A 10,220-nucleotide genomic window follows, 5' to 3' on the forward strand; every position below is an offset into this window, starting at 1 on the left:
TCCCATGGCGCGGCGGTGGGTCATGCGCGCGGCGGCCGGCGCGGTCGCGGCACTCGCGGGGTGCTCGCTGATCTTGGATTTCGGCGGCGACCTGCGCGACGCCGGCACGGCCGGCGATGCGGCACCCACGATCGACGGCGGCGCGATGTCGTGCACCGCGTACGAGCCCAACGACGCGCAGGACAGCGCGATCGCGATCGAAGCCGGAACGCTGTCGGCGGCCGTGTGCCCCGAGGGCGACCGCGACTGGTACGCATTCTCGGTCGACGGCGCGCAGGACGTCGTGATTGAGCTTCGGTTCGACAACCGCAACGGCGCCGGCGACCTCGACATGCTGCTGTTCGACGACCAGGGCGCCGAGCTGCTGCCGAAGGGCAACGGCTTTTCCGACGTCGAGCGCATCGAGCGAACTGCGACGTCTCAACATGGCCGCCTGCCGGCCGGAACCTACGCCGTCGAGGTATTCGCGTTCCAGAACAACCGGACCAACGACTACACGCTCGAGCTGACGATCGATCCGCCGACCGGCGGCACGCCCGACGCGGGGCCGCCCGACGCGGGGCCGCCCGACGCATAGGGGGCAGGTCTACAGGTCGAGCAGGCTGTCCGACCGGCGCTTCTTGACCCGCGGGCGGCTCAGCTCGATGGAGATCGTCGTGTCCCCGCGCACGGTGCGCGTCCGCGACCAGGTGCGAAACCCGCGCGCCCTGGCGACGATGCGCACCTTGCGCGGCCCGGACAGCGACACGCGGTAGTCGGCGCCGGTCACCGGCTCGCCGTCCACGGTAATGGTTGCCTCCGCATCGGCTGGCGTCACGCGGAAGGTGAGCGTCGCCGTCCGCGCGTGCGGTGCGGGCGGAGCCGCCTCGCGATCCGGCGATCGCTCGCCGCCGGCCTCGCCGCCCACGGCGCCCTCGCCGCCCCCCGCGCCCTCGCCGCCCGCGGCACCCTCGCCGCCCGCGCCCTCGCCGCCCGCGCCCTCGCCGCCCGCCACGCCCACGCCGGCGCCCGCCGCGCCCTCGCCGCCGCCCGCCGCGCCCTCGCCGCCCGTCGCGCCCCCGCCGGCGTCTGCGGCGGTCCAGGCCGGCCGACCGGCATCCCGCGCGCCCGGAAGAGCCGCCGCCGGCGCGCCCGGCGCCGCGGTCCCGCCCGCGGCCGCATCGGCGTGCGACGCAAGTGCGACGGCCGGGCGGCGTCCACGGTCGCCGGTCGCGTCGCCACCGTCGCGGCCCCCGGCGATGGACAGGCCGACGAGCACGCCCAGCGCGAGCCCCGAACCGATCGCGATCGGCAGGTGGGGAACCGACCGGCGCGCCGGAAGGCGCGGGATCGCCTCGGTCGGCAACATCGCCGCCGGATCCGGCGCGTTCGCCGGCACCGCACCACCGCCGGCGCGCGCCGCGACCGACACCGGCTCCGCCGCGGGAGGGCGCGCCGATTGTTGTGGATACACCGGATAGGCCGGCGCCGGCGGCTGGCTGCCGCCTCCCGCCGGCTGTTTCGGATCGGCCACGAAAAAACGCTATCAGAACGCCCCGCCGGCAGCCACTCCGACCTGGCCGGTCCCGGCGTACGGCGCAATCCACATGCGCGCCGCGTGCGTGTCGCGAGCGCGCCGCGCCGCGCGCTCGCGATTGGCGCGGTAATCGGTGAAGTAGTAGTACGCGGTGTACGCGCCCGCCGAGATCGCCCCGACCCACAGCAGGTCGGTTACGAGCGCGAGCGTCTTGCCACTGTCGCGCGCACTCTCGCGCTCCGACACGGGCAGCGTGTCGTCTTCGAAGTCGCCGTGCTTGGACGCGGCCAACACGCCCGTGACGATCGCCGTCGCGACCAGGCCGCCGGCGACGGACGCACCGACGATCACGCGCGTGCGGCCCGCCGGCGCTGGCGGCTCGGAACGCGGCGGCGGCGCCTCGACGATCGGCTCCGCCGGCACGGTCTTGATCAACTTGTCCAGGTACACCTCGATCGTCTGCTCGCCGACGTCGACCGTGCGCTTGTCCTCGTACGGCTTGTAACCGTCCTTCGTGACCTTGATCGAGATCTCGCCGGGAATGAACGCCACCGGTTCGGACAGCGGTGCCGTCCCGACGACGACGCCGTCCACGGCGACGGTGGCTCCCTCCGGCTCGACGTGAAACGTGACGAGCGCGAGCCGCTCCTTGAGTTTGTCGATGGCCACTTCGATCTCCGCGCGAAGGTCGTCCGGCAAGCCTTCGGCCTCGGCCAACACCTTGCGGTAGTGATCGAGCGCCTCGAGATCCATCCCGAGGCGCTCCTCGACCTGCGCGATCGGGTAGTACAGAGTCGGATTCGGCACGCGTTCGTAGGCGGCCTGGTAGTCCGCGAGGGCCGCCTCGTACTCCGCGACGGCCTTTTCCTCGTCGCCGCGCCTGCGGTAGCGATCGCCGCGGTCGCGGTGGCGGTCGCCGGCCTTCAGGTGTTTTTTCGCCTCACGTTTGTCGTTCGCGGATTGCGCGGCCGCGTGCGGAACGCCCGCGATCAACACGGCCGCGACGACCGCCGCCGAGCCGATGCGATCAGCCATCCCCATGCCGCGAGGGTACCACCGGTGCGCTCATCTTGGCGATGAACTCCAGCGACCGCAGCGGCTTGCCGACGTGCGCGAGGACCATTGCGACGAGCGCGTCGCGCGCTGCGGCCGCGCCCGCGCCGCCGTCGGCGGGCGCGTCCACGAGCCGCGTGGTCGCCCGCGCGGCGCGCAGGGCCGCCAGCGCGTCCGGAGGCAGCGGCTTGGCGCTCGCGCCGGCGTGACACGCGGCGCACACCGCGCCGCCGCGCAGGCCGTCGAGCACCGTACCCGCCGCCGCCAGGGCCGCCGCGTCACCGCACGCGATGCATGCGTCCAGTTCGGGCGCGAGCCCGACGAGTTCGAGCAGGCGCAACTCGAACGCGCGCAACACGCTCGGCGACGCGCCGCGGGCAGCCAGCGCCTCGAACAACTCGACCACCAGGTCGAAGATCGCCGGCTCGGCCTGTTCGAACGCGGTGAGTTCGCGCACCAGCTCGAGCCCGTAGCTGCCGTGCGCGACCGCGGCGACGTCGCCGCCGAGGCCGGTGAAGTCGCGGACCACGTCGTAGCTCGCCAGCGTCCACAGCTCGCCGCGCCGGGCGCGCAATTCGGCCCGGCCCACGGTGAACAGGGCCAGCCGCGCGCCGAATCGCCGGGACGACCGCCGCGCGCCGCGCGCGAGGGCCGACAGCTTGCCGAGGTCGCGCGACAGCAACGTGACGATCAGGTCGGCGTCCCGGTATGGGACGGCACGCAGCAGCAGGGCGTCGGTCGCGTCCGCCATGCCGGCTCACCCCCCGCCCGCGCCGCCGGCGGACCCGCGACCCGCCGCGCGGGCGCTCGCGGAGCCGTTCACGGCCGCCGGTGCGCCGACCGATCGCGTTCGTCCTGGACGCCGGTCGATCACGTCGTCGCGTACGTGGGATCGATCGCGCTCATCAGCGCGATCCGCGCGCCGTGGAGTTCGAGGATCCGCTCGTGGCCGTCCGCGATGCGGCTGTCGGCGGCGCAGCCGTCGCCCTCGATGAGGGCGCCGCCGCCGTCGACGCAGCCGCTCACGTGGCCGTCGCCGGGCCCCGCGTCCGCCGCCGGCGAGTCGCCCGCGATCGCGCCGGCCAGTTCCGCGCGCAGCGCCGCGTCGCCGACGGTGCCCGATTCCACGTAGTAGACCGACGTGCCGTCGGGTGCGGGCGTCATCACGCCCTGAAGGCGCGGCTCGGCGAGGGCGACCGGGATCGGCAACCCCAGCGCGCCGGCGACAACCAGCGCGCACGCGAGCGAACGCTTCATCGTCCAACCTCCTGCCGCATCGCCGGGCGCGCGCCGCGGTTCCGTCACCCCGGGGCGCCCCGCGCGCGGTCCGGCGCGGCGGCGACCGCCGCCCCCGGCGCGGGCCGCGCGCGCGTGAGGCCATCGGACGCGCTGGTCGGCCCGCGGAGCAGATACGACATCGTGAGCGTCGCGACGATGACGAGGATGATCACCGCCAGCGTCACCGCACCGCGCCGCGCCCCGTCGCCCGCCCGGTCGTCGAACAGGTGGCGCGCGACGAATGCGCCAGTCGATTGCAAACGCGACCGCGAGCCCGCGTCGCGCGCCTCGCCGTCGACCGCGTCGCGCGCGTCGCCGCCGGCCGCGTCGCGCGCGTCGCCGCCGACCGCGTCGCGCGCGTCGCCGCCGACCGCGTCGCGCGCGTCGCCGCCGACCGCGTCCGCCGTCCGACCCGACGCCGACTCGGCGGGGGCGCCCCGCCCGCCGGCGTCCGCCGCCGCGCGGCTGTCCGCGTAGGCCCGCACGATCGCGTCTCCGTCGAGGCCGACGCAGCGAGCGTACGCGCGCAAGAACCCGCGCGCGAACACATCCGCCGGCAGCTCGTCGAACGCGCCGCGCTCGAGCGCAGCCAGCGATCGCACCGGCACCTTGGTGACGCGCGCGATGTCGTCGACCGACAGGCCCTTGCCCTCGCGGGCGTCGCGCAGCTGCTGGCCGACCTGCTCGGGCGTGACGCGGGACCGGCGCGAGCGCGTCATGTCACGGCACCAGCGCGCGGCACTCGGCCGCGACGCAGCTTTGCGGAGCCAGCGCGACGCACGCCTGCGCGACGCGCGGCAGGTTGGCTCCGAGCCCGGTCTGGACGTACGTCTTCATGAGGTAAAGGTGTGCTTCCTGAATCGGGCAAACCCGCAGTTGGGCCGCCACCTTTTCGAATTCGGCCAGCGCTTTGTCCCACTCTTTGCGGGCGAAGTAAACCCGGCCGAGACGGTAATGCGCCAGGCACATGTCCGGTTCGAACCGCAGCGCCTGGCGCAGCTCCGCGGCGGCCTCCGGTAGGCGGCCGAGGTGGAAGTACACCCACGCCAGGTTCGTCCGGGTGAGCGACGGGTTCTGCAGGGTCGCGGCGTTCTCGAGCGCCTTGCGGAACGCCGCCGCCGCCGCCTCGTACTCCTCGAGCTGCAGCAACACCGCGCCCAGGTTGGAGTACGCCTCGCCGTAGTCGCGGCGGGCGGCGATCGCGTCCTCGAAGTGGGCCCGGGCGTCGAGCAGGTGGCGATCCTTCTTTTTGGACAGGCCCTCGGCGTCGACGCCGGTGAGACAGTCGTCGATCTCGAGAATCTTGTGCATGTCGGCCGCGCGCAGCACGTCGATCAGGCCGAGGTAGTTGTGGGCGCGGTGATCGTGCGGATCGAACTGGAGGGCCTTTTTGCACTCGGTTTCCGCCGCCTCGTACTCGCGCTTCGTCAGCAGCTCGGCGCACAGGTCGAGGCGCGTCTGCGCCTTGCCGCGATCGACGTGCTGGCCGCCCCCGCACCCCGCAGCGACCGCCAGGGCCGCGGCGGCAAGAAACACGAGCGATTCAAAACGCTTACAAGACGGCAAGACACGCGGACGGTAGCCGACGGGTATGACAGTTGTCAACGCGCCGCGCGGCGGCGCCAGGGCCACGCTCCGCGGGTGTCCGCGCCGCCGGCGCCGCGTGGAAACCGGCGGGCGCGCGCGCCCGATGCGGCGGCGACCGCACCGCCGAAATAGTAGCATCGCCCCATGCCCGCCACCGCAGCCCGCTCCACGTCTCCGTCCGTTGGTCCCGACGACACCGGGTTCATCGCCAGCCGCGACGGTACCGCGCTGTACGTCGAATGGTTTGACGCGGCCACCGACGCCGCGCCCGGTCTCGCCATCGTGTTGCACGGCTACGCCGAACACTGCGGGCGCTACCACGAGGTCGCGCGGGTGCTCGCCGACCTCGGCATGCCGACGCTCACCTTCGACTTCCGCGGCCACGGCAAGTCCGACGGCGCGCGCGGACACGTCGACCACTTCCGCGAATACCTCGACGACGTCGACGCCGCCCTGCGCGAGCTCGATCGGCGCGCCGGCGACACGAGCCTTCCGGTGTTGATGCTCGGCCACAGCAACGGCGGACTCGTCGCGCTCCGCCTGCTGGCCGATCCGACCCGAGAGCCGAACCGGGTGCGCGCCGTCGTGCTGTCGTCGCCGTTCCTCGGCTTGGCGGCGAAACTGCCGCTGTGGAAGCGCCAGCTCGCGGTGGTGTCGGGCCGGTACGCGCCGCGCCTGTCGATGCCCAACGAGATCCAGATCGACGATCTCACCCACGACCCGGACAAACTCGCGGCGCGCCGCGCGGACACGCTGTGCAACGACAACGCGACGGCCGGGTGGTTCACCGCGGCGTTGCGCGCGCAACGATACGTGTACGACAACGCGGTGCGGATCGAGGTGCCGACGCTGTGGGTCGTCGCCGGCGGCGACCGGCTGGCCGATCCGGCGGCGACGCGCGCCGTGCACGCGCGCCTGCGCGCGCCGTCGGTGTACCGCGAATATCCGGGCTGGCACCACGAAGTGCTCAACGAAGTCGACCGACAGCGCGTGTTCGACGAGATCCGCGCGTTCGCGAAGCAACACTTTCCCGTGAAAAACCAATGAGTTGACGCGCTGCGCGTTTGCGCGTGTCGGCGGCGGCCCCTATACTTCGATCCATCGGCCGCGCCCCCGGCGGTCCTGTTCTTTTCGACCGGAAGAGCCCTGCCCCGCGCTGCGGACGGATGGTCACGGTCGGCGGGGATCGGTGGAGACGTCTATGTATCGACTGTACGGAAGCATGTGCAACCAGCCCAAGCGCCTGCGCGAGGTGCTCGCGCCGGTGCGCGATCTGCTCGTGTCCGAGGGGCCGGTTGCAAGTTGGGGCCTCGGCTACGCCCACGGCGGCGAGGTATTGCTTCGCCGCCACCCGCGCCCGACGGATCGCGTCGACTTCTACGACGTCGTCGAGTCGGTCGCGAGCGACTACATCGTGTTGTACGCATCGTCCGACGCCACGTACAAGGGCAACGACAACACGCAGCCGTTCCGCTACAAGAACTGGCTGTACGCGCAGGCCGGCGAGGTGGATGCGTTCGACGCGATCAAACCCGCGCTGGTCGACCACATTCCCGGGTTCATCGCCCGCAACATCCACGGCAAGACGCCGGCCGAGCACGTGTTCCACGTGTTTTTGGCGTTCTTGCACGACGCCGGCGTCCTCGGCGACATCAACCTGCCGCCCGAGCACGCGCGGCGTGCCCTGCGCGACGCGCTCGCGCTCGTGTACAACCTCATCGTCCAGGCCGGCGGAACCCGGGGCCCCGGCAACGCCATCGTGACGAACACGCGCACCATGCTCGCCGTCCGCGTCGACGACCCGCTGTACGTTCGACGGTTCCGCAAGTCGGACCGGAAAGAGGCGCACGACCTCAAGGCGGTGCTGATCACCAGCGGTGACACCGCGCCAGGCGAGGGATTCGAAGAGGTCCCGCCGCGGTCGGTCATCGCCGTCTCGCGCGACCTGCAGATCGACATCGTCGCCCTCGACGCATAACGGCGCGCGCTGCGGGGCGGCCGGCGCCGCGCGGAGCGGGCTGCCCCGGCGCCCTGCGCAACCGGTTGCGGCGCGCGGCAGATCGTCACGGCGTGCGGTGCGTTCGAACCGCCATGCGCGATGCACGTACTACCGCCGCCCTGCTGTCTGCTGCCGTCGCCGTCGCCATAGCGGCCACCTGGCTCACGCCTGCCGTCCGCGGAGCCCCGCGAGACGCCAGCGGCCCGCTGGCCGTGCGCGCGGCGCTCGGGTCGACGCGCGTCGCGGTCGGCGACGGCGAGGCGCACATGGTCGTGACCGTGCGCGCGCCCGAGCGAGCCGAGCGCCGACGGCCGCCGCTGCACCTGGCGATCGTCATCGACCGCAGCGGCTCGATGGCCGGCGACAAACTCGCACAGGCCAAACGGGCTGCGCGCCAGCTCGTCGAGCGCCTCGACGAGCGCGACCGCGTGGCGGTGGTCGCGTACGGCTCGCAACCCGCGCTCCTCACTCCGGCCGAGCCGGCGACGCCGCGCCACGTCGCCGCGGCGCTGGCGGCGATCGACCGGTTGGTCGACGATGGGGGCACGAACCTGTCCGGCGGGCTCGTCACGGGTCGAGACGAGCTGTTGCCGTGGCGCAGCGCGACCGCGGTATCGCGCGTCGTACTCATCAGCGACGGGCTGGCCAACGAGGGGATCACCGCGCCCGACGAGTTGGCGCAGCTCGCGCGCTCCACCGCCGAGCGCGGCGTGTCGATCACGACCGTGGGCGTCGGCCTCGACTTCGACGAGCAGACGATGACCGCGATCGCCGTCGCGGGCGCCGGCCATTACTACTTCGCCGAGCACGCCGACGCACTCGCGGACATCTTCGACGCCGAGCTGGCGCGCGTCGGCGAAACGGTCGCGACCGACGTACGCGTCGCGATCACCCCCGCGCCCGGCGTCGACGTCGTGGACGCGTATGGCTACGACATCGCCCGCGACGGCCGCACGGCCCGAATCGCGATCGCCGACGTGCACGCGGGAGAGACCCGCAAGGTCGTGGTGCGCCTTCGCGTACGCGCGGACCGCCCCGGCCACGTCGACGTCGCCGCCGTTCGCGTCGCGTACCGGGCGGTCAGCGACGGCCACAGCCGCACGGCGGATGCCAGCGCGACCGCGATCGCGACCGCGGACCCGCGCGACATCCTCGACCACGCCGACCGCGACGCGATGCTTCTCATCGAGCGCGCGCGCACGGCCGCGGCACTGCGCGACGCGACCGACCGCTACTCGCGCGGCGACCGCGAGGGCGCGCTCGACGTGTTGCGCGCGCGTAAGGCCGAGGTCAAACAAATCGCCAAATCGCTCGCGTTCAAGGAACTCGACAAAGATGTTGCTGCTGCAACCGATGAGGCGGCCGCGGAGTTTTCGCGCGGGTCGGACCGGTTTGGCGCCAGCGGTGCGCGCGCCAAGAAGCGGATCCGCAAGCGCGCCTACGACCTCACCTATTGAGCGGGTTCGTGGCAGCACGACGCGCCCGACCGCCTTCCCGACGCACCGGCGGATCCGACGCCCGTCCACAGGCGCTGTGCAGATCCACCCGCTCCATCCGTCCGGGTCGGTCGCCGCGGCCGACCCGGTCCCTCGTGACCGTCCCCGCGCCCCCGCCGGGCGATCGCCGGGCGCGAACCGCACGACGAACCGCCGCTCGCCCGCCGGTCGGCGGACCGGTCGTGCCGCCTGCCCGGCGACGCCCTGCCGGCGCGCACGCGATCGACAACCGTTCGAGAACACACGACCGACGCATGTTCACCGATAGCACTAACTTTCGACTTGACACATCGCGTCACCTGTTTTACACATTGCGTCATGAGCACCCCTCAAGAGCGTAAGCAAGTGGAGCGGCAGGCGCGTCGGCGGCGGATCCAGGAGGCGGCGCGCGGCGTGTTCGCGGAGCGCGGCTACGCGAAGACGTCCATCGAGCAGATCGCGAAGCAGTCCGGGCTGTCGGTCGGAGCGATCTACCTGTACTTCCGGTCGAAGGAGGACCTGTACGTGTCGCTGCTCGAGCGCGTGCTCGACGACGTGATCGCCGAGCTGCGGAAGATCCGCGCCGCGGGCGGCCCCGACGCACTGCGCAATGCGTGGTCCTACCTCGTGCAGTGGGCCGCGGCGGACGTGGAGTCCACCCGCGTGCTGCGACTCGTGTGTCAGCCGGGTGTGCGCCCCCAGCTGTCGGACGAGACCGCCCGAGCAGCGGCGACGCGCATCGCCGGAGTGTGTGGCGAGCTGGCGGCGCTCGTTCGCGACGAGCGCGGGCGTGACGGCGTCGCCGAGGCCGACCTGCTGTGGGCGCTGTTTCTCGGCCTGCTGCAGCAGGCGGACGGCCGCGGGAACCTCGGGATCGACGGCCCGCCGCTGGCCGATGCGGCGCACGCGGCGTTCTCTGCCATCGAGCCGTCGCTGCGCAGCCCGGCCGCCCCGATGGCGGCATAAGCCGGCCTACGCGGCGCGGTCCCGCCACTCGCCCGGCGCCCCTCCCACCCGCGCCGGTCCCGCGCGCGGCCGCGCCCCCGCTCCGTGCCTCGCCAAGGAGCCGGGGGCGCGGCCGCGGGCCGGCGCCCGCCTCGGGGCGCGCGCGGCCCGCGGCCCCGCGGCAGCCCGCGCCGGTCCCGCGGGGCAGATCCGCCCCCCGTTCGCCGTCCCCCTGCGACGCCGCGCCCGCACGCCGCGCGCCCCTCCCAGGAGGCTGTTGCGCATAGCCGCTGGCTGCGGTCGCGATCTGCGGGCGATCTTCGGCGTACGTCCTCGCGCCCTTCGGTACCGTATGTTGATACGCGCC

At 73.2% G+C, this 10,220-nt stretch carries 11 protein-coding genes and 1 pseudogene; 6 read left to right on the top strand and 6 right to left on the bottom strand.

Annotated features, from left to right (window positions below; genetic code table 11):
- Positions 1–4: 4 nt before the first annotated feature.
- Positions 5–577: a hypothetical protein gene (locus tag D6689_08240; protein RMH42430.1), complete on the top strand. Its 573-nt coding sequence runs from the start codon at positions 5–7 to the stop codon at positions 575–577.
- Positions 578–586: 9 nt separating this feature from the next.
- Here the strand turns inward: D6689_08240 and D6689_08245 are convergent, their stop codons facing one another.
- Positions 587–907, bottom strand: a complete 321-nt coding sequence (locus tag D6689_08245; protein ID RMH42431.1) for a hypothetical protein — start codon at positions 905–907, stop codon at positions 587–589.
- Between the two features lies 1 nt (position 908).
- On the opposite strand from D6689_08245, the pseudogene D6689_08250 reads away from it, so the two are divergent.
- A pseudogene (locus D6689_08250) lies at positions 909–1,031 on the top strand (hemagglutinin).
- A 494-nt stretch (positions 1,032–1,525) separates the two neighbouring features.
- Here the strand turns inward: D6689_08250 and D6689_08255 are convergent.
- From D6689_08255 to D6689_08275, 5 genes are all read right to left on the bottom strand, one after another.
- Positions 1,526–2,557: a PEGA domain-containing protein gene (locus D6689_08255; protein ID RMH42432.1), complete on the bottom strand. Its 1,032-nt coding sequence runs from the start codon at positions 2,555–2,557 to the stop codon at positions 1,526–1,528.
- A complete protein-coding gene (gene recO / locus D6689_08260) occupies positions 2,544–3,320 on the bottom strand; it encodes a DNA repair protein RecO (GenBank protein ID RMH42433.1) in 777 nt (258 codons plus the stop codon). Before recO ends, D6689_08255 begins: the two co-directional genes overlap by 14 nt.
- Positions 3,321–3,439: 119 nt before the next feature.
- Positions 3,440–3,826, bottom strand: a complete 387-nt coding sequence (locus D6689_08265; protein RMH42434.1) for a hypothetical protein — start codon at positions 3,824–3,826, stop codon at positions 3,440–3,442.
- A gap of 44 nt (positions 3,827–3,870) precedes the next feature.
- The gene (locus D6689_08270; protein RMH42435.1) at positions 3,871–4,566 is read right to left on the bottom strand and encodes a helix-turn-helix domain-containing protein; all 696 of its coding nucleotides are present in this window, start codon (positions 4,564–4,566) and stop codon (positions 3,871–3,873) included.
- Position 4,567: 1 nt separating this feature from the next.
- Positions 4,568–5,383: a tetratricopeptide repeat protein gene (locus tag D6689_08275; protein ID RMH42436.1), complete on the bottom strand. Its 816-nt coding sequence runs from the start codon at positions 5,381–5,383 to the stop codon at positions 4,568–4,570.
- A 195-nt stretch (positions 5,384–5,578) separates the two neighbouring features.
- Between D6689_08275 and D6689_08280 the strand changes: the two genes are divergently transcribed.
- The 4 genes from D6689_08280 to D6689_08295 all read left to right on the top strand — a co-directional run bounded on the left by D6689_08280 (position 5,579) and on the right by D6689_08295 (position 9,874).
- Positions 5,579–6,481, top strand: a complete 903-nt coding sequence (locus D6689_08280) for an alpha/beta hydrolase (protein ID RMH42437.1) — start codon at positions 5,579–5,581, stop codon at positions 6,479–6,481.
- A gap of 154 nt (positions 6,482–6,635) precedes the next feature.
- Positions 6,636–7,412 (top strand): hypothetical protein, encoded by a 777-nt coding sequence (locus D6689_08285; protein RMH42438.1) that lies wholly within the window; start codon positions 6,636–6,638, stop codon positions 7,410–7,412.
- A 233-nt stretch (positions 7,413–7,645) separates the two neighbouring features.
- Entirely contained in the window at positions 7,646–8,890 is a 1,245-nt protein-coding gene (locus D6689_08290) for a VWA domain-containing protein (GenBank protein RMH42439.1), read from the top strand.
- A 357-nt stretch (positions 8,891–9,247) separates the two neighbouring features.
- Positions 9,248–9,874: a TetR/AcrR family transcriptional regulator gene (locus D6689_08295; GenBank protein RMH42440.1), complete on the top strand. Its 627-nt coding sequence runs from the start codon at positions 9,248–9,250 to the stop codon at positions 9,872–9,874.
- Positions 9,875–10,220: the final 346 nt, after the last annotated feature.

It is taken from the genome of Deltaproteobacteria bacterium, assembly GCA_003696105.1.
In the GTDB taxonomy this organism is placed as follows: Bacteria; Myxococcota_A; Polyangia; order Haliangiales; family J016; genus J016.

Bases quoted from the DNA above. Each gene is read 5' to 3' on its own strand.
- D6689_08265 (RMH42434.1), bottom strand. From the start codon at position 3,826: ATGAAGCGTTCGCTCGCGTGCGCGCTGGTTGTCGCCGGCGCGCTGGGG.
- D6689_08240 (RMH42430.1), top strand. From the start codon at position 5: ATGGCGCGGCGGTGGGTCATGCGCGCGGCGGCCGGCGCGGTCGCGGCA.
- D6689_08270 (RMH42435.1), bottom strand. From the start codon at position 4,566: ATGACGCGCTCGCGCCGGTCCCGCGTCACGCCCGAGCAGGTCGGCCAG.
- D6689_08285 (RMH42438.1), top strand. From the start codon at position 6,636: ATGTATCGACTGTACGGAAGCATGTGCAACCAGCCCAAGCGCCTGCGC.
- D6689_08295 (RMH42440.1), top strand. From the start codon at position 9,248: ATGAGCACCCCTCAAGAGCGTAAGCAAGTGGAGCGGCAGGCGCGTCGG.
- D6689_08255 (RMH42432.1), bottom strand. From the start codon at position 2,557: ATGGGGATGGCTGATCGCATCGGCTCGGCGGCGGTCGTCGCGGCCGTG.
- recO (RMH42433.1), bottom strand. From the start codon at position 3,320: ATGGCGGACGCGACCGACGCCCTGCTGCTGCGTGCCGTCCCATACCGG.
- D6689_08280 (RMH42437.1), top strand. From the start codon at position 5,579: ATGCCCGCCACCGCAGCCCGCTCCACGTCTCCGTCCGTTGGTCCCGAC.